Source organism: Nonomuraea monospora (assembly GCF_039531895.1).
GTDB classification, from domain to species: domain Bacteria; phylum Actinomycetota; class Actinomycetes; order Streptosporangiales; family Streptosporangiaceae; genus Nonomuraea; species Nonomuraea monospora.
The window spans coordinates 253,502-271,839 of sequence record NZ_BAAAQX010000007.1 but is presented as its reverse complement, the minus strand read 5'-3'; the positions used below and the strand labels follow the sequence as shown (position 1 = coordinate 271,839).

Sequence of the window (18,338 nt, the reverse complement as noted above, 5' to 3'; positions counted from 1 at the left end):
CTTCCGCGAGCGTCAACCCGGCTGTGAAAGTTACATGCGGGTGGACGTGCGAAGTGCGGCGATGCGGGTTCCCGGTGAACCCGCTCTTGACAAGGGTTGTCAGCGTTCGTAGGTTCGGGCCGCTTTCCAATCGTGATGTTAACGCTAACATCAGCGCTGCGCCAGCGTTGTCCAGGCCGGTTCCCCAGCATGGGAGGCTCAGTTCAGCACGCGATACCAGATGTTCGTGGCGCCAGGCACATGGCTGACGCTGACCTGTTCGAGCCGGACGCTCCCACCGCCCGGCTGCTCGAACAGGCGCACGCCGTCGCCGAGCAGCACCGGCAGCACGATCGTGAGAACCTCGTCCACCAGGCCCGCCCGCAGGCACTGCCGCGCCACGTCCGCGCCGAGAATGCTCACGTACTTGCCGCCGGCCGCGGCCCTGGCCGCCGCGACCGCGCGGTGCAGGTCGTCGTGAAATTCCACGCCGGGCTCCGCGGTGTCCGGGATGTCATGGGTCAGCACGAACTGCGGCCCCTGCCACGCGCCGCTGAACGCGCCCTCCTCGTCCGTGCCCTTGTTCGGGTCGTCGCCCCGGTAGGTGCGGTTGCCCACGAGCAGCGCGCCCACCTTGCCGGGCAGGTCGTCCATGGGCGGGTTCGGCTCCAGGTGCGCGGCCATCCACGACATGTCGCCGCCCGGCCCGGCGATGAAGGCGTCCGCCGACATGGCGACCGAGTACAGCAGTTTGCTCATGACCTGTAGACGATCGCGCACGCCGGAAGTCATCGTCCAGGAGGCGCGGTGGAGCGGCGCTGGATCAGCTCTATCGGCCCGGCCAGCACCTCCGCCACCGTGTCGTCCGGCTTCAGGCTGCCCAGCAGCGTCACGCCGCGCCGCCCCAGCCCGGCCAGCGGCATCCGCACCGTGGTCAGCGGCGGGTGCAGGTAGCTGGCCAGATCGAGGTCGTGCACGGCGACGATCGACACCTCACGCGGGATCTCCAGCCCGGCCGCCCGCGCCCCCTCCATCGCCCCGATGGCCGAGGCCACGTTCGCCACGAAGACGGCGGTCGGCGGGTCCTGGCCGGCGAGCAGCCGCGCCATGGCCGCCGCCCCGCCCGCCGGGGTGTAGTCGGCCGCCACGATCGGGCCCTCCGGCAGGCCCGCGTCGCGCATCGCCGCCGAGTAGCCGGCCGACCTGCGGGCTGCGGTGTCGGCCCGCGACGGGCCCGCCAGGTGCGCGATGCGGCGATGGCCCAGGCGGACCAGGTGCTCCACGGCCAGGGCGGCGGCCCGCTGGTCGTCGAGGATGACGTACCGCTTGACGCCCCTGCTGCGGTTGTTCAGCATCAGCCACGGGATGGCCGCCTGGTCGAGCTGCTGGGTGAGCGAGGTGTCGTCGCCGGTGCCTGCCAGCAGCAGCCCGTCGATGCGGCCCTGCCCGATGCGGTCCATGTACTCGCCCAGACCGGCTCCTGTCGCGCTGCCGGTGACCAGCACGTACCCCTGCGCGGCGGCCTCCGCCTCCGCGCCCTTGATGATCTCGGCGTAGACGGGGTTGGCGAAGTCGGGGATGAACAGCCCGAACATGTGCGCCCGCGACGTGCGCAGGCTGCGCGCGGCCACGTTGGGCCGGTAACCCAGCTCGTCGATGGCGGCCAGCACCCGCTCGCGCGTCTCCTGGCGGATGTTGAGCGTGGGGTCCTTGTTGACGACACGCGAGACGACGGCCCGATCGACCCTGGCCATCGCGGCGACGTCCGCGAGCGTCACGCGGGAGCGCTTCATGCGGACGATCCTGGACGCACGCTCTGCCCGCTGTCCATCGAACGGTAGAGCGCGTCGAGCAGCCGCAGCGTGCCCAGGTTGTCGCGGCCCGACGGCTCCGGCTCGCCGCCCTCGGCGACGGCCCTCAGCAGCGAGCCCATCGGCCCGGCCACCGCGTCGGGCAGCCAGCGCCGCGTCACCGGGTACGGCAGCCAGCCGTCCGTCGGCAGCGCCCGGCTCTCCACCGCCAGGGTGTCGGGGCGGCCGTGCGGGTAGTCGTACAGCAGGCCGAGCGTGCCCTTGATCGCGCCCTGCGTCCCGTCGATGCGGAAGGACGCCTCGCCGTCGCCTGAGCGGTTCTCGTGCGTGGCGTGCACCAGCGCCCGCACCTCGCCCGGGTAGACCAGCGTGCTCATCGTGCGCGTCTCGCCCTGGGCGAGCTGGCCAGGGGTGCGGCTGCCGGTGCAGAAGACCAGCTCGGGGTCGCCGAGGATGGAGCGGATGGCGTCCAGGTAGTGGATGGAGTGGTAGACGATCTCCAGCCGGTCGGTGGTGACCAGCCAGTCCCACGCGCTCCAGTCGGTGAGGATGTTCACGGTGAACGTCACCGCCGTCGGCTGCCCGATCCACCCGGCGCGCACCATCGCGCGGGCGGCGGCGACGCCCTCGTCGAAGCGGAGCTGCTGGTTGACCGCGATCTTCAGCCCGGTGGCCGCCGCCACGTCCACCAGCCCCTGGCCGGTGGCGACGTCCGGCGCGAACGGCTTCTGGCACAGCAGGTGCTTGCCCGCCGCCAGCGCCTGCCGCGCGACGCCGGGCTGCGCGCCCGGCGCGACCGCGATGTCCACGACCGCGACCCGCTCGTCGGCCAGCAGCTCCTCCAGCGACGTGTACGTCCTGGGCACCCCGTGACGGGCGGCCACCTCCGCGGCGCGCCCGGCGTCGAGGTCGAACAGCCCGGTCACCTCCAGCCCCGCCTGCCGGTAGGCGGGCAGGTGGGCCACGTCCACGATCGCCCCGGCGCCCACGATCGCGATCGGCCGGCGGTGCTCCGCCGGGATCGTCAGATCGGCGGCGGCCGCGATGGGCGCGAACACGTCGATCAACGCTCCTCCATCCGGTAGAAGTGGGCGGCGGTGCCGCCGAGCACCATCGCGCGCTCGGCGTCGCCCAGCCCCGACAGCGCCACCTGGGTCTCGCGCCACACCTTGGCGTAGTCGCCGGCCAGCGTGGCCACCGGCCAGTCGCTGCCGAACATCAGCCGCCCGGGGCCGAACAGCTCCAGCGCGTGCTCGACGTAGGGCCGCAGGTCCTCGCCCGTCCAGGTCGCGGCGTCGGCGGCGGTGTTCAGCCCCGACACCTTGGCGTACACGCCGGGGCACTCGGCCGCGCGGGCCAGCAGCGACGCCCACGGCTCCCAGCCCTTGTCCCTGATCGGCGGCTTGGCCAGGTGGTCGATCACCATCCGCAGCCCCGGCACCCGCTCGGCCAGCACCGGCACGTGCTCCAGGTGCCGCGGCAGCACCGCCACCACGTCGAACGGCACCCCGGCGTCGGCCAGCAGCTTCAGCCCCTCGATGACGGGCTCCTGCAGCACCCAGTCGGGGTCGGGCTCGTCGTGGATGAGATGCCTGATCCCGGCGAACCTCGGGTGCCGCCGGTAGCGCTCCAGCGCCTGGGCCGCCTCCTCGGGCCGGAGCAGCGGCACCCAGCCCACCACCGCGCCGATGACGTCGTACGCGTCGGCCTGCGCCAGCATGGCGTCGGTGTCGGCGTAGGAGTCCATCGACTGCACCAGGACCGTGCGGTCCACCCCCGCCGCGGCGAGCTGGGGGACGAGCTCCGCCGGCTCGAACGTGCGGAAGATCGGCCCGGAGTCAGGCGTCAGCCAGGGGTAGGAACCCGTCTCCAGGTTCCAGAAATGCTGGTGGGCGTCGATGACGGTCATGCGGCCCCTCCTCCCGGGATCAATCGTTTGAGCGTCACAAACTAGCAGGAGGTTGGACGAGCTCCAGCGTGATCTCGTCGGGGTCGAGGAAGTAGCAGGCGTAACCGCCCTTGTTCACCCCGGCCGTGATCTTCGCCGGCGGGTTGACGAACCGCACCCCGGCCGCCGCCAGGCGGGTGTGCTCGGCGCGGGCGTCCTCGACGGCCAGCGCCAGGTGGGCGGCGCCGGGCAGGTGGCGGGCCGGGTCACGCGGCTCGCCACGCGGCACCACGTACTCGACGAGCTCCAGATCGTGGGTGGAGACGCCGCGCGGCTGGCCGGGCACGGCGAGCTGGGCGACGCGCAGCACGGCGTCCGGGTAGCCGACGAGCCTGCGGGTGTAGTCGTTGTCCTGCTCCTGCCGGTGCACCAGCGTGAAGCCGAGCAGGTCGCGGTAGAACGCCACGGACCTGCCGAGGTCGGCGACGGTGAACGAGAAGTGCCAGACGCCTCTCATCGCAGCGCCTCCTGTCTGACCGATACCTGCGGTTTCGATGGTTCCCATGGGGGTGTCAGCCCTTGACCAGGGCCCGTACATCCCCCGTGATGCGCGCGGCGTCCGGCACCAGAGCCCCGGCCAGCGCCGGCGCGGCCGGCATGCGCACGTCCGGCGCGCCGATCCTGACCGGCGGCGCGGACAGGGGCGCCCCCGCCCCCGCGACGCGGGCGACGACCTCCGCGCCGAAGCCGCCCGTCACGTTCGCCTCGTGCACGACCGCGAGCCGGCCCGTCCTGGCCACGCTCGCGAGCACCGCGTCCGTGTCGAACGGGTTCAGCCACGGCGTCTCCAGCACCTCGGCCTCGATCCCCTCACCGGCCAGCGCCCCCGCCGCCTCCAGCACCCGCCGCGTCATCGCGCCCCAGGTCACGATCGTGACGTCGGAGCCCTGGCGCCGGGTGCGCGCCCCGCCCATCGGCCGGACCGGGCCGCCGGTCTCGACGGGCTCCTTCCCGCCGGAGTACAGGGTGCGGTTCTCGATCACCAGCACCGGGTCGTCGCAGTGCACGGCCGTCACCAGCAGGTCGTAGGCGTCCTGCGGCGTGCTCGGCATGCCCACCCGCAAGCCCGGGACGTGCAGGAACAGCGCCTCCAGGCACTGCGAGTGCTGCGCGCACGCGCCCGGCGCGCTGCCCTGCTGGGTGCGGATCGTCAGCGGGGCCTTCAGCCGGCCGCCCGAGACGTAGCGCACGTTGGCCGCCTGGTTGACGATCTGGTCCAGCGCCACCAGCGAGAAGTCGGCCCACATGATCTCGACGATCGGGCGGCGGCCGAACATCGCCGCGCCCACCGCGCTGCCCAGGATGGCCGACTCGCTGATCGGCGTGTCGAAGACGCGCTCCCCGTACTGCTTGCGCAGCCCGCGCGTCACGCCGAACACGCCGCCCGGCACGCCCACGTCCTCGCCGTAGACGAGCGTCTCCGGCAGCTCCTCCATGACGCGGTGCAGGGCCGCGTTCACGGCCTCCCCATAGGTCATCTCACGCATACAGGTGCTCCAAGGCTGTCGCGGGGTCGGCCGGGGGCGCCTGCCGCGCGGCCTCGGCGGCGGCCTCCATCTCGGCGCGCGCCCGGCGCTCCACCGCGTCGAGCTCCTCCTGCGGCACGCCGTCGGCCAGCAGGCCCTCACGCAACCGCGCGATCGGCTCCCGCCGCCTGATCCGCTCCAGCTCGCCCGGCCGCCGGTAGGTCTCGGCGTCGCCGATGTAGTGGCCGGCCAGCCGCTCGGTCATGCACTCCAGCAGCGTCGGGCCGCCGCCCTCCCGGGCCACCTCCAGCGCGTCACGCACGTGGAAGCGCACCGCCTCGGCGTCGTTGCCGTCGATCCGGTGCCCCGGCATGCCGTACGCGGCGGCGCGGCCGGCCAGGCGCGGGCTGCGCACCATGTCGGCGATCGGCGTCAGCTCGGAGTAGCGGTTGTTCTCGCACACGAACACCACCGGCAGACTGAACGCGGCGGCGAAGTTCATCGCCTCGTGCACCGCGCCCTGGTTCATCGCGCCGTCGCCGAACACCGTCACCGCGACCCGGTCCGAGCCGTCGTGCCGGCCCGCCAGCGCCGCGCCGCACGCGAGGGGCGCGCCCGCGCCGACGATCGAGTTCTCGCCGTGGAAGCCGTACTCGGCGGCGGTGAAGTACGCCGACCCGCCGCGCCCCCCGTTGACCCCCGACGCCCGGCCCATCAGCTCGGCGAACAGCGGCTCCGCCGGAACGCCCCTGGCCAGCGCCCACCCGTGACCCCGGTAGGTCGCGAACAGCGCGTCCTGCGGCTCCAGCTCGCCGCACGCCCCGACGGGGATCGCCTCCTGCCCGACGCACAGGTGCACCGAGCCCACGATCGGCCCCTCGGCCCGCAGGTCACGCACCTTCTCCTCGAACGCGCGGATCCGCCACATGGCCAGCAGGTCCGCCAGCCTTCTCTCACTCATGCTCATTCCTCCAGGCGTGCAACGCGGCGGCGCAGACGGCCTCGGCGTCGCCGAGGTAGGACTCGGGCGGGATGGGCAGCTCGCCCAGGCTCTCCAGGTCGCCCGGCCCGGCCACCTCGCGCAGCGCGTCGGCCAGCTCCCGCCCGTGCTCGCGCGCCTCGTGCGCCGCCTGGTAGACCAGGTCGTGGGCGCGCTCGCGGCCCAGCGCGGGCGCCAGGCGCATCATGTACGCCTCCGCCATGATCAGGCCGCCCTCCGCACTCAGGTTGGCGCGCATGGCCTCCGGATAGACCCGCAGGCCCGCCGCCACGTCCGCGGCCGTGGCCAGCGCGCCCGCGGCCAGCTCCGCCAGAAGCGGCACCACGTACCACTCGACCTGCCACTCGCCGGCCGCCCGCTCGTGCCCGGCCTCCATCGCGCGGAACAGGCCCGAGCTGAGCGCGCCCGCCGTGCCGGACATGCCGATCACGGCCTCGCAGCCGATCGGGTTGGCCTTCTGCGGCATCGTCGAGGAGGCGCCGCGGTGGTGGCCGCCCGCCTCGCGCACCTCGCCCACCTCGGTCCTGGACAGGTCCACGACCTCGCGGGAGAAGCGCGCCGCGGTCGCCGCCAGCGACGCGCACGTCACGCCGAACTCGGCCACGCCGTCCCTGGCCACGTGCCACGGCACCTCGGTGGTGCGCAGGCCGAGCCGCCGTGCCAGCCCCGCCCGTACGGCGGAGGAGCGCTCGCCCATCGCGGCCGAGGTGCCGCCCGCGCCGAACAGCGACACGACCCCCACCTGCCGCGCGGTGGCGGCGACCCGCTCGCGCTGCCGCGTCACCTCCGCCAGCAGCACCGCCAATTTCGCGCCGAACGTCGTCGGCACCGCCTGCTGCGCGTGCGTGCGGGCGGCGACGACCGTGCCCGCGTGCCCGGACACCAGGGCGGCCACCGCGTCGCCGAACGCGCCGAGCAGCCCGGCCAGCCGGTCGAGCGCCTCGCCGAGCTGCAGGGCCAGGCCCGTGTCCATGATGTCCTGCGTGGTCGCGCCGTAGTGCACGCGGCCGTTCGGCCCCTCGGGCAGCGCGGCCGAGATCATCCGGACCAGGGGGAGGATCGGGTAACCCACGTTCACCGCCTCCGACCACAGGCGCGGCAGGTCGATGTTGGTCGGCACGCACGCCGCGGCGATCGCCTCGGCGTCGCCCGGGCCGATCACCCCGGCCTCCGCCTGCGCCCTGGCCAGCGCCTCCTCGGTGCGCAGCCAGGCCAGCACCGTGCGCTCGGCGGAGAAGATCTCGGCCATCCCGCCGTCGCCGAACAGCTCGGGCAGCAGCTTGAACGTCTGCCTGGTCAAGGTCAGTTCATCTCCAGTCCGCCGTCGACGTTCAGCGCCTGGCCCGTCACGAACGACGCCAGGTCGCTGGCCAGGAACAACACCGCCGCGGCGACCTCCTCCGGCCGCCCCGGGCGCTTGAGCGGCGAGCGCTCGCTGACCTCCTTGAGGTAGCCGGCGCCCGCTTCGGGGCCGAAGCGGCGGTCGCGGTCGCTGATGATGTCGTCCCACATGGCGGTCAGGAAGACGCCGGGGCAGACCGCGTTCACCCGCACCGCGGGCGCCAGCGCCTCGGCGGCCGACTTCGTCAGCGACAGCAGCGCCGTCTTGGTGGCCGAGTAGTGGGCGGCGTCGGGCCGCCCTGAGCGGGCGGCCACCGAGGCCAGCGTCACGATGGAGCCGCCGCCCTGCTCGGTCATGCGCCGCCCGGCGGCCTGGGTGAGCCAGAACGTGGCGTTCAGGTTGACGTCCACGATCCGCAGCCACTCCTCCGGCTCGATGTCGAGCAGGGGAGTGGTGCGCATGATCCCGGCGCAGTTCACCAGCACGTCGATCCGGTCCAGCCCGTCCACCAGGGCCGCGGCCTGGGCCCGGTCGGTGAGGTCGGCCGCCCGCCCGGCCGCGCCCAGCCCGGCCGCCGCGGCGTCGAGCGCAGGGCCCTCCAGGTCGGAGAGCACGACGTCCGCTCCCGCGTCGGCCAGCGCGCGGGCGCAGGCGAAGCCGAGACCTCCGGCGCCGCCCGTGACGAGCGCGGTGCGACCCGCCAGGTCGATCGTGACAGCCATCCCCGATGGCCTCCTCACGGTTGGTCAAACGATTGACCTGAAGATAGCAGGGCGCTCACAAACCGAACAAGAGGGAGGTCAATCGTTTTTATCAGGACCTTTTTCCGGGATGCCAGCCCAGCTCGGCGTAGAAGGCCGCACGGGCCTCCTCGAACGCCGCCCGACCGAGCACGGCCCCCTCGTGCGGGCCCTCGGACACCGGCTCGTCGTGCAGCCGCGCCGGCAGCGCCTCGTCGAGCCGCCCGCCGCACTCGCGCAGCGCGTACGCGCGCATCCCGTCCAGGCGGGCCTGCCCCGCCGCCAGCAGATCCGCCAGCGTGAACGGCTCGCCCAGGACCGCCGCCACCAGCTCGGTCAGACGGTCGATCGTCAGCGGGCGGGTCGGGGTGGAGGCGAAAACACACAGGTTGAGCGCGTCCAGGCCGCTCCACAGCCGCAGCAGGCGGGCGCTGCGGGTGCCCCGCTCCTCGTCCAGGTCGTGCGCGGGCGCCACACCGGCCCCGACGCGCGCCGCCTCGGGGAAGCTGTAGGCCAGCCCGGCGACCGGGTCGAAGTCGAGGTCGTGCTCCAGCGCGTCGTAGCGCGGGCCGCCGGGGGCCAGCGCGTAGCCGAGGCCGATGCCGGGCTGCGGGCGCGGGTCGAAGCAGGGCAGCTCCGCGTTCTTCACCGTCATCGCGTACGCCTCCGCGCCCCGCCCCACCTTCCGCGCCGCCCGGGCCGAACCCTCCGCCAGCAGGTCGCCCAGCGCGCCCGACCGGGTGGCCACGTTCTCGATCAGGCCCGGCAGCGCCGCCGCGTCCCCGAACGCCGGGCCCCCGGGCAGCAGGCCGTGCGCGGCGCACTCCATCGCGAACGCCAGCGTGCCGCCCAGCGAGACCACGTCCAGGCCGAGGTCGTTGCAGCGGGCGTTGGCGGCCAGGATCACGTCCAGGTCGTCGATCCCCAGGTTCCAGCCGAGCGACAGGAACGCCTCCTGCCCGAGGCCGCCCGACCTGTCGCCGTACACCTTGAGGCAGTTGTTCGGGCAACCGGGGCACGAGCCCGTCGCCGATCCGGTTGCTGATCCGGTCACCGAGCCCCGCACCGACACCGCGCGGCCGTCGTAGTCGCGTGCCGAGGGAACCCGCAGGCCGGGCGCGCCCGGCACCGAGAAGTTGCGCACCGACGCGTAGCCCGGGGCGATCGGGTCGTCCGCCCAGCCCGCGAAACCCGGCGAACCCGCCTGGAGCGCGGCGAGCGGGTTCGTGGCCAGGGAGTCGCGGTAGTAGGCCGTCAGGGCGGCGATCGTCTCCGGGTCGGCCACCTCGGCGGGCGCGTCACCCACGCACACCACGGCCTTGAGGTTCTTCGCCCCGAAGACCGCGCCCAGCCCGTACCGGCCGGCGGCGTAGGCGTAGTCGGTCACCACGCTCGCGTACCGCACCAGGCTCTCCCCGGCGGGCCCGATCGCCGCCACCCGCGCCCCGCCGCCGTGCCGGGCGCGCAGCGCGTCCGTCGTCGCGGCGGTGCCCAGCCCGCGCAGATCGCTCGCGTCGTGAATCGTCACCTCGCCGCCCTCCACCAGCAGGTACGACAGGCGCGCCGCCCGCCCCACCACGGCCAGCGCCTTGGCCCCCGCCGCCCGCATCCCCGCCGCGAACGGCCCCAGCGCGTGCGCCTCCCCGGCGACCCCCGTCAGCGGCGACTTCGCCAGAAACACCGCCTTGGCCAGCCCGGGAGCCGCCGTCCCGCCCAGCATCCCGGCCGCCACGTACAGCAGCGCCTCCGGATCGAACGCGTCCAGCCCGGCGGGCGTCCGCTCGGCCATCAGCCGCAGGCCCAGGATGGTGCCGCCGTAGTGGCCCTTGTCCTGCGATCGGTACTCCTTCGTCACGTTTCCGCTGGTCAAATCCACAATGAACGGCATGGCAGGGCCTCCTTGAAGCTGGAGAGGGGTTCAGGAGCGGCACCACATCACACATCACCCGGCACCCGCAACCCTCGCCTCTGGACGGGCGGGCCTCTTCACAACATCATGAGACGGGGGGTGAACGGACCAGTCAGAAGGAGCTGTCCGCCATGGTCACCGTCATCGCACTCGCCACCGCCCTGTTACTCACCGGAACACCCACGGCCTCGCCCGCAGCCTCGTCCGCCTTCTCGCCCGGCGTCTCGTTCGCGGAGCCGGGCGTCGGGCCGGCGGCCGTCCAGCACCGTGACCGGCCGGTGGCGCGTACCGAGTCAGGGCTGGTGCGCGGCGCCCGCGCCGACGGCGTGGACCGCTTCCTCGCCCTCCCGTACGCCGCCCCACCCGTCGGCGACCTGCGCTGGCGCGCCCCACAGCCCGCACCCGCGTGGACCGGCGTGCGCGCGGCGGACGCCTGGGGCAACCGCTGCCCGGCCGCGGCCAGCGGCAACGGCCCCCGCTCCGAGACCGAGGACTGCCTGTACCTCAACGTGTTCCGCCCGGAAGGCGCCCGGCCGGGACAACGGCTGCCCGTCCTGTTCTGGATCCACGGCGGCGGCCTGCTCAACGGCTCGGCCAACCAGCACGACGGCACGCTCATCGCCCAGCTCGAGGACGTCGTCGTGGTGAGCGTCAACTACCGGCTCGGCGTGCTGGGCTACCTCGCCCACCCCGCGCTGACCGCGGAGGCGGGCCAGTCGGGCAACTACGGCCTGCTCGACCAGCAGGCGGCCCTGCGCTGGGTGCGGCGCAACATCGCCGCGTTCGGCGGCGACCCCCGTCAGGTCACGATCGACGGCGAGTCCGCGGGCGGCTTCTCGGTCTGCGCCCACCTGACCGCGCCTGGCTCGGCCGGGCTGTACGTCCGCGGCATCATCCAGAGCGGCTCCTGCGTCAGCCGTCCGGTGGACGAGGGCGAACGCACCGGCGGCGGCATCGCGGTCGCGCACGGCTGCCCCGATCCCGCCGCAGCCGCCGCCTGCCTGCGCGCCCTCCCCGTGGGACGGCTGGTGGACGGCCCCCAGTACACCTCGTTCACCCACGGCGTGCCCGCGCTCCCGGAGAGCCCCGACGCCGCCGTGCGGGCGGGCCGCTTCCAGCGGGTGCCGCTGATGATCGGCTCCACCCGGGACGAGGGCCGCACCTTCATGCAGGGCAACCGGGGGTGGACCAGGGAACAGTACGAGGAGTGGGTACGCACGCTGTTCGCCGACCGCGCCGCCGCCGTCCTGGCCCGCTACCCGTGGCCGGACACCTCCGACCAGTTCACCTCCGCCTACCTGACCGGCGCCATCGTCACCGACTCCGGCCTCTTCGCCGGCATCGGCGGCTGCCCGACCCTCCGCTTCGTCCAGGACCTGTCCGCCCACACCACCGTGTACGGCTACCGCTTCGACCACCGCACCGGCCCCGGCCTCAGCCCTCAGCCCGCCGGGTACGTGTGGGGCGCGGGGCACGCGGCTGAGCTGGCCTACCTGTGGCCGAGCTTCGACAACGGCATCCCGATCGCGCCCACGTTCGACGCGGGGGAGCGGCGGCTGGCCCGCGACATGGTGCACTACTGGGGCGCCTTCACCCGCACCGGGCACCCGTACGCCAAGTCCTCCGCCCGGTGGCCGGCGTTCGGCGGCTCGCTGCTGTCACTCCGGGCCGCCGGGCGCTCCACGCCGGTCCCGGTGGGCACGATGGCGGCCGAGCACAACTGCGACCTGTGGCAGAACGGCTGAACCAGTACCGAAAGGCGCACGGCCCGCATGACGAATCCGGCCCGGGTGGCATTCCCTGGCCCGCGCGTCTCGGCGCGACGGCGGGTGTGGACCGGGCCGGACCCTCGCAGCGCGAGGAGCTCGTAAAACGCCGGACATCCGCGGAATTACGCCCGCTCACCGCAGATGTCCGCCATATTTCGCGACGATAGATCTGACTTTTAATTCTTGTCAACATAAGTCCGCCCGATTTCCGAAGTAAGGTAGGGGCCATGCCAACCAACGGCCAGCACGCGGCGGGGGCGGGGGCACTGTTGGCGATCCTGCGGGACGGGCGGGCCAGGACGAGGGGCGAGCTGGCCCGGCTCACCGGCCTGTCCAGATCCACCGTCTCCCAGCGGCTGGACGGGCTGATCGGCTCCCGATGGGTCGTCGAGAGCGAGAGCGGGATCTCCTCCGGGGGGCGGCCGGCGGCCGTGTTCGCGTTCAACGGCGCCGCCCGCGTGGTGCTCGCCGCCGACGTGGGCGCCACCCGCGCCCGCCTGGCCGTCCTCGACCTGGGCCTGAACGTGCTGGCCGAGCAAGTCGCCAGCCTGCCTGTCGAGCTGGGCCCCGAGCGGGTGCTCGGCGGGGTCGCCGACGGGTTCCGCGAGCTGCTGGCCGCCGCCGGGCGCGACGCGGGGCAGGTGTGCGGCGTCGGGGTCGGGCTGCCCGGCCCGGTCGAGCACCGCACCGGACGCCCGGTGAACCCGCCGATCATGCCCGGCTGGGACGGCTTCGCGGTGCCCGAGTGGCTGCGGTCCAGGCTGGGGGCGCCCGTCCTGGTCGACAACGACGTCAACGTCATGGCGCTGGGCGAGCACTGGGCCGCCCGCCCGGCCGTCGACCACCTCATCTACATCAAGATCGGCACCGGCATCGGCTGCGGCATCATCTCCGGCGGCGGCCTGCACAGGGGCGCGCGCGGCGCCGCCGGGGACGTCGGCCACATCCGGGTGCCCGCCTCTGAGGCGCCGTGCAGGTGCGGCAACTCCGGCTGCCTGGAGGCGGTCGCGGGCGGCGCGTCGATGGCCGCCGCGCTGCGCGCCGCCGGGATCGAGGCCCGGGGCAGCAAGGACGTGGTCGCGCTCATGCGCGCGGGCGACCTGCGGGCCACCCGCCTGGTACGGCAGGCCGGCCGCGAGGTGGGCGCCGTGATGGCGGCGATCGTGAACTTCTTCAACCCGTCCGTCATCGTGATCGGCGGCGACGTCGCCGAGGCGGGGGAGCAGGTGCTGGCGGGCGTCCGCGAGACGATCTACAGCCGGTCGTTGCCGCTGGCCACCCAGCACCTCGCCATCAGGGCGGGCGCGCTGGGCGACCGGGCGGGCGTCGTCGGCGCGGCGGTCATGGTCGTCGAGCACGTGCTCGCCCCCGCCAGCATCGACCGGGCCGCCGGAGCCTGACCGCCCTCGGCCGGGCCGCCCGAGCCTGACCGCCCTCGACCGGGCCGCACAAGCCTGAGCACCGGCTGGCGGCATTGACCCTTTCACGACGGCGGCGTAACAATGGTGATCGTCCGGGCTCCGGGGCGGTGGCATGCTCACGGGAACCGGCACGGATCCGCTGCGACGTGGTCGGCGCACGCGTCCCTCAAGGAAGGGAACCCCTCGCGTGAGCCCTCACCATGCCTTACCCGATCCCTTGTCCGGCCGCGACGCCCCTGATCACGTCCTCGAGGAGCGCGAGCGCGCCGAGACGCTCCGCCACCGGCTGGGGCTGAGCCGCCGCAGCCTGTTCGCCGCCACCACCGGCCTGGCCGCCGCCGCCGCGATCCCTCTCGCCCAACCGGCCGAAGCCGCCGAGGCCGCCGTGGGAGGCAGGCACAGGCCGCTCATCCCGCCGGGCAAGCGCGGCATCATCCTCTACACCGTCCGCGACGCGATCACCCGCGACCCGGCCACCACCATCTCACCGACCGGCTTCCGCCGCGTGCTGGAGGCGCTGTCGGCGATCGGTTACCGGCAGGTCGAGTTCGCCGGCTACCGGCAGCACGCCGCCGCCGAGGGCGGCGCGAGCCTGGAGAGCGTCGAGGGCGCCACGCTGCTGCGGAGCTGGCTGGACGCGTACGGGCTGCGCGCCCAGGGCAACCACGGCTTCATCCCCGGCTCGTGGCCGCTGACGACCGCCGACCTCGACCGGTTCAAGCAGTCGCTGGAGATCGCCAACATCCTCGGCCTCGGCCACCTGGGCACCGGCTCCGACCCGACCGGCAGCGCCTACAAGGCCGACTGGGACGTGGCGGCGGAGAAGTGGAACGCGCTCGGCGCGATCGCCCGCGACGCCGGCCTCAAGCTCTACACGCACAACCACGACGCCGCGTACGCGTTCCTGCTGGACAGCGGCCCGCTGGACGAGCAGGGCAGGCCCACGCGCTCGTCGGGCATCCGCAAGCTGGAGTACTTCTTCCGGATCAGCGACCCCAGGCTCGTGCACTTCGAGATGGACATCTACTGGGCGCACGTCGCGCAGTACAAGCACCGCACGTACACCGCGCCCGACGGTTCCACGCGTACGGACGTCTTCGACCCGCTGCGCACCGTCAGGGCGCAGGAGAAGCGCTTCCCGCTCTTCCACGCCAAGGACGGCGCGTCGAACCCGGCCGTGCCGAACGGCTACGACATGGTGCCGTTCGGCACCGGCGACATCGACTACCGCCGCTTCTTCTCCCGCCTGCGATCCCCCGGGTACCACAACCCGATGTACGAGCAGGACAACGCACCCGGCGCCGACCCCGCGCAGTCACTTCAGCTCGCCGAGGTCAGCTACCGCAACATGGCCGCCCTGCGCGACTGACGCGCACACGACCGGACCGCCACGAGACCCTGCCGTTGGCCCGGCAGGCGTGGCGGCCCGGGATTCGACACTCCTCGTCCTAGGAGCAGCATCACCATGCAGCGTACCCTCGCGGTGCTCGGCGGCCTCGTGCTGGCCGGCGCCTGCCTGTCCTTACCGGCCCGGGCGCACGACCCGGCCACCACGTGGTCCAGCTACGAGAAGATCACCCTGACCAAGAACGTCGGCGAGCCGATCGACCTGGCCGTCCTGCCCGACCGGCGGGTGCTGCACACCGCCCGCAACGGCGACGTCCGGCTGACCGACCCCGCCACCGGCGTCACGAAGATCGTCAACACCATCCCCGTGTACGCCAACTCCGAGGACGGCCTGCAGACGGTCTCCCTCGACCCGGACTTCGCCGAGAACCGGTGGGTCTACGTCTACTACGCGCCCAGGACGATGACCGCGCCCTACCCGGAGACCACCCCCGCCGGTTCGGCGCCGAACACGCTGCCCGCCGGAGCCGACGAGACGTACTGGAACCAGTGGAAGGGCTACAACCAGCTCTCCCGCTTCAAGTGGACCGGCGGCGCGCTGGACCTGTCCACCGAGCAGGTCATCATCAAGGTCGAGACGCAGCGCGGCCAGTGCTGCCACGTCGCGGGCGACGTCGACTGGGACGCCGACGGCAACCTCTACCTCGCCACCGGCGACAACACGCCCGCCGGCACGCCCGGCGCCAACGGCATGGCGCCCAACAACGACGCGCCCGGCATGAACCCGGGCCTGGACTCGCGGCGCGGCGCGGGCAACAGCAACGACCTGCGCGGCAAGATCCTGCGGATCAAGGTGGCGGCGGACGGCACGTACACGGTCCCGGAGGGCAACCTGTTCGCGCCGGGCACGGCCGGCACCAGGCCGGAGATCTTCGTGACGGGCGTGCGCAACCCGTTCAGGATGGAGGTGGACCCCGAGACCGGCACCCTGTCGTGGGGCGACTACGGCCCGGACGCCGGCACCGGCGACCCCGCCAGAGGCCCCATGGGGTACGTCGAGTGGAACATCACCCCGCTCACCAAGCCCATGAACAGCGGCTGGCCGTACTGCACGGGCGACAGCTTCAACTACAACGACTGGAACTTCGCGACCGCCCAGCCGGGCCCGTGGTTCGACTGCGCGGCCGGGCCGCGCAACACCTCACGCTGGAACACCGGCCTGGCCCAGCTCCCGGCCGCCGTGCCCGCCGACCTGTACTACGGCGACAACAACACCCACCAGCCCGCCGCGTGGGCCGGGCTGACCGACTTCGACCCGCAGGGCGGCCAGGGCCCGATGGGCGGCCCGATCTACCACTACGACCCGGCCAACCCGGCGCCCGGCAAGCTGCCCGAGTACTGGGACGGCAAGGCGTTCTTCGCCGAGTTCTCCCAGGACTACCTGGCGGCCTTCACCTTCACGGGCGCCGACGGGCCGGTCACCGCGATCGAGCACTTCCTGCCCAACAGCGCGCTGCGCACCGCCGCGCAGCCCATCACCGACAGCCCGATGGACATCGAGTTCGGCCCCGACGGCTCCCTGTACGTGCTGGACTACGGCGACGGCTTCTTCCGCGCCAACCCGGACGCCGGCCTCTACCGCATCGACTACACCCCCGCCAACAAGACGCCGCAGGCCAGGATCGCGGCCGACAAGACCTCCAGCAGCGCCGCGCCGCTCACCGTCGCCTTCGACGCCACCGCCTCCACCGACACAGAGCCGGGCGCGCTCACCTACGAGTGGGACTTCGACGGCGACGGCGACTTCGACGCCACCGGCGTCACCGCCACCCACACCTACACCGAGCTGGGCCAGTACGCGGCCCGGCTGCGCGTCACCGACTCCGGCGGCCGGGCCGGGCTGACCTCCGTCGAGATCACCGTGGGCAACACCGCGCCCGTGGTGACCGTCAGGACGCCGCCGAACGGCGGGTTCTTCGACTGGGGGAACGCGCTGCCGTACCAGATCGGGGTGTCGGACGCCGAGGACGGCGACAACCCGGTCTGCTCGCGGGTGCAGTGGACGTTCGGACTGGGGCACGACACGCACGCGCACCCGGAGACGCTCGGCACGGGCTGCTCGGGCGCCTGGCCCACCCCGGCCAGCGCGCCCGAGCACGGCGAGACCGAGAACATCTACGGCGTCGTCGTGGTCAGCTACCGCGACAACGGCGCCGGCTCCATCCCCGGCGCGGTCGGCGAGGCCGCGCTCACCCTCAACCCCAAGCTCGCGCAGGCTGAGCACGCCGACGAGAGCAGCGGCGTCACCGAGACCCCCGACGACACGGCCTCCGCCAAGGCCAAGGTCACCTCGTTCGACGCGGGCGACTGGATCGCCTACGACCCGGTCCACTTCGCGGGCATCACCGGCGTCCAGACCAGGGCGTCCGGCGCGGGCACGCTGTCGCTGCGGTGGAAGTCGCCGGCGGCCGAGCCGTTCGCCACCGTGAGCGTCCCGGCGGGCGACGGCTGGCAGAGCGTCACCACGCCGCTCGCCGACCTGCCGGACGGCACCGGCCGCCTGTACGTCACCTCCTCGGGCGGCGTGGACGTGGACGCGTTCACCTTCCAGGGCGGCGGCGTGGCCGACACCACCCCGCCGTCCGTCACCGCCACCCTCACCCCGGCCCAGCCGACCGGCGCGAACGGCTGGTACACCGGCAACGTCACGCTCGCCGTCACCGCCACCGACAACGGCACGGTCGCCTCGCGGCAGTACTCCCTGGACGGCGTCACCTGGGCCAACGCCAACAACCCCGTCACGCTCAGCGCCGAGGGCGCCAAGGACGTCCGCTACCGGGCCACCGACAACGGTGGCAACGTCTCGCCCGCCGGCACCGTCACCGTCAAGATCGACAAGTCGGACCCGACGCTGACGGTCACCGGCGTGCAACCCGGGCCCTACGGCGACTCGGCCACCATCACCCCCGTCCTGACCGGCGCGGACGCGGTGTCCGGCGTGGCCGGGGTCAAGGCGGAGATCGACGGCGCGGCGGTCGCCGCCGGCAAGCCAGTGGCGTTGTGGACGCTGCCGCTCGGCGAGCACCGCCTCATCGGCACCGTCACCGACCAGGCGGGCCGGACCGCGTCCACGACCGTGACGTTCGTGACGACCACGTCGTACGCGGACGTGCGGGCGCTCGTGTCGCGCTTCCGCCAGTCGGGGGCGATCACCTGGAACGCCGCGGCCGACCTGCAGGATCAGCTCGCGCAGGCGGAGCGGCACGAGAAGAAGGGCAAGCCGGGGCTGGCGGTGGCGGCGCTCGAACGGTTCGTGAAGATCGCGGAGAAGCGCGGCAACGTGCGGGACGCGGCCGTCAGGTCGGCCCTGGTCCGCGACGCCCGCGCCCTCATCGACCGCCTACGCCCAGCCTGACCCACCCCGACGGCCCCTCAACCCCGACGGCCTTCCTGCCCGAACCGTCTCCCTACCCGGGCGGTCTCCCGCACCCAGCGGCGAGACCGCCCGGCCTGCCCCGCCCCCTGCACCTCCCGCCCCTGAGCCCTGGGTCGCCCAACCAGGCGCCCTTCCTGACCCGGCGGTCTCGCTGACCCGGCGGTCTGACC

The 18,338-nt window shown here is 73.5% G+C and carries 14 protein-coding genes; 4 read left to right on the top strand and 10 right to left on the bottom strand.

Going from position 1 to position 18,338, the window contains the following annotated elements:
- Positions 1-198: 198 nt before the first annotated feature.
- The 10 genes from ABD331_RS16530 to ABD331_RS16485 form a co-directional block, all read right to left on the bottom strand.
- Positions 199-738 (bottom strand): dihydrofolate reductase family protein, encoded by a 540-nt coding sequence (locus tag ABD331_RS16530; RefSeq protein ID WP_344475464.1) that lies wholly within the window; start codon positions 736-738, stop codon positions 199-201.
- Positions 739-767: 29 nt separating this feature from the next.
- Positions 768-1,772 carry a LacI family DNA-binding transcriptional regulator gene (locus ABD331_RS16525; RefSeq protein ID WP_344475462.1) on the bottom strand — a complete coding sequence of 335 codons (1,005 nt, stop codon included), beginning with the start codon at positions 1,770-1,772 and terminating at the stop codon, positions 768-770.
- Positions 1,769-2,848, bottom strand: coding sequence for a Gfo/Idh/MocA family protein (locus ABD331_RS16520; RefSeq protein ID WP_344475759.1), 1,080 nt, complete (start codon positions 2,846-2,848; stop codon positions 1,769-1,771). Before ABD331_RS16520 ends, ABD331_RS16525 begins: the two co-directional genes overlap by 4 nt.
- A 5-nt stretch (positions 2,849-2,853) precedes the next feature.
- Positions 2,854-3,699, bottom strand: coding sequence for an amidohydrolase family protein (locus ABD331_RS16515; RefSeq protein ID WP_344475460.1), 846 nt, complete (start codon positions 3,697-3,699; stop codon positions 2,854-2,856).
- 34 nt (positions 3,700-3,733) lie between these two features.
- The gene (locus ABD331_RS16510; RefSeq protein ID WP_344475457.1) at positions 3,734-4,195 is read right to left on the bottom strand and encodes a VOC family protein; all 462 of its coding nucleotides are present in this window, start codon (positions 4,193-4,195) and stop codon (positions 3,734-3,736) included.
- Between the two features lie 55 nt (positions 4,196-4,250).
- Positions 4,251-5,225 carry an alpha-ketoacid dehydrogenase subunit beta gene (locus ABD331_RS16505; RefSeq protein WP_344475455.1) on the bottom strand — a complete coding sequence of 325 codons (975 nt, stop codon included), beginning with the start codon at positions 5,223-5,225 and terminating at the stop codon, positions 4,251-4,253.
- Positions 5,218-6,165, bottom strand: coding sequence for a thiamine pyrophosphate-dependent dehydrogenase E1 component subunit alpha (locus ABD331_RS16500; protein ID WP_344475453.1), 948 nt, complete (start codon positions 6,163-6,165; stop codon positions 5,218-5,220). The genes ABD331_RS16505 and ABD331_RS16500 overlap by 8 nt, the downstream gene beginning before the upstream one ends.
- Positions 6,158-7,504: a class-II fumarase/aspartase family protein gene (locus ABD331_RS16495; RefSeq protein WP_344475452.1), complete on the bottom strand. Its 1,347-nt coding sequence runs from the start codon at positions 7,502-7,504 to the stop codon at positions 6,158-6,160. Before ABD331_RS16495 ends, ABD331_RS16500 begins: the two co-directional genes overlap by 8 nt.
- A gap of 2 nt (positions 7,505-7,506) precedes the next feature.
- Positions 7,507-8,268: an SDR family NAD(P)-dependent oxidoreductase gene (locus tag ABD331_RS16490; protein ID WP_344475450.1), complete on the bottom strand. Its 762-nt coding sequence runs from the start codon at positions 8,266-8,268 to the stop codon at positions 7,507-7,509.
- Positions 8,269-8,359: 91 nt separating this feature from the next.
- On the bottom strand, positions 8,360-10,174 hold the full coding sequence (locus ABD331_RS16485; protein ID WP_344475448.1) for an aldehyde ferredoxin oxidoreductase C-terminal domain-containing protein: 1,815 nt from the start codon (positions 10,172-10,174) through the stop codon (positions 8,360-8,362).
- Between the two features lie 152 nt (positions 10,175-10,326).
- Here ABD331_RS16485 and ABD331_RS16480 point away from each other — a divergent pair, with 152 nt between their 5' ends.
- From ABD331_RS16480 to ABD331_RS16465, 4 genes are all read left to right on the top strand, one after another.
- Positions 10,327-11,940 (top strand): carboxylesterase/lipase family protein, encoded by a 1,614-nt coding sequence (locus ABD331_RS16480; RefSeq protein WP_344475446.1) that lies wholly within the window; start codon positions 10,327-10,329, stop codon positions 11,938-11,940.
- Between the two features lie 251 nt (positions 11,941-12,191).
- Positions 12,192-13,364 carry an ROK family transcriptional regulator gene (locus tag ABD331_RS16475; RefSeq protein ID WP_344475444.1) on the top strand — a complete coding sequence of 391 codons (1,173 nt, stop codon included), beginning with the start codon at positions 12,192-12,194 and terminating at the stop codon, positions 13,362-13,364.
- Between the two features lie 208 nt (positions 13,365-13,572).
- Positions 13,573-14,754, top strand: a complete 1,182-nt coding sequence (locus tag ABD331_RS16470) for a sugar phosphate isomerase/epimerase family protein (RefSeq protein ID WP_344475442.1) — start codon at positions 13,573-13,575, stop codon at positions 14,752-14,754.
- A 96-nt stretch (positions 14,755-14,850) separates the two neighbouring features.
- Positions 14,851-18,147, top strand: coding sequence for a PQQ-dependent sugar dehydrogenase (locus ABD331_RS16465; protein WP_344475440.1), 3,297 nt, complete (start codon positions 14,851-14,853; stop codon positions 18,145-18,147).
- The last annotated feature ends 191 nt before the right edge of the window (positions 18,148-18,338 follow it).

Bases quoted from the DNA above. Each gene is read 5' to 3' on its own strand.
- ABD331_RS16525 (WP_344475462.1), bottom strand. From the start codon at position 1,772: ATGAAGCGCTCCCGCGTGACGCTCGCGGACGTCGCCGCGATGGCCAGG.
- ABD331_RS16530 (WP_344475464.1), bottom strand. From the start codon at position 738: ATGAGCAAACTGCTGTACTCGGTCGCCATGTCGGCGGACGCCTTCATC.
- ABD331_RS16465 (WP_344475440.1), top strand. From the start codon at position 14,851: ATGCAGCGTACCCTCGCGGTGCTCGGCGGCCTCGTGCTGGCCGGCGCC.
- ABD331_RS16480 (WP_344475446.1), top strand. From the start codon at position 10,327: ATGGTCACCGTCATCGCACTCGCCACCGCCCTGTTACTCACCGGAACA.
- ABD331_RS16510 (WP_344475457.1), bottom strand. From the start codon at position 4,195: ATGAGAGGCGTCTGGCACTTCTCGTTCACCGTCGCCGACCTCGGCAGG.
- ABD331_RS16500 (WP_344475453.1), bottom strand. From the start codon at position 6,165: ATGAGTGAGAGAAGGCTGGCGGACCTGCTGGCCATGTGGCGGATCCGC.
- ABD331_RS16485 (WP_344475448.1), bottom strand. From the start codon at position 10,174: ATGCCGTTCATTGTGGATTTGACCAGCGGAAACGTGACGAAGGAGTAC.
- ABD331_RS16490 (WP_344475450.1), bottom strand. From the start codon at position 8,268: ATGGCTGTCACGATCGACCTGGCGGGTCGCACCGCGCTCGTCACGGGC.
- ABD331_RS16515 (WP_344475460.1), bottom strand. From the start codon at position 3,699: ATGACCGTCATCGACGCCCACCAGCATTTCTGGAACCTGGAGACGGGT.
- ABD331_RS16475 (WP_344475444.1), top strand. From the start codon at position 12,192: ATGCCAACCAACGGCCAGCACGCGGCGGGGGCGGGGGCACTGTTGGCG.
- ABD331_RS16505 (WP_344475455.1), bottom strand. From the start codon at position 5,225: ATGCGTGAGATGACCTATGGGGAGGCCGTGAACGCGGCCCTGCACCGC.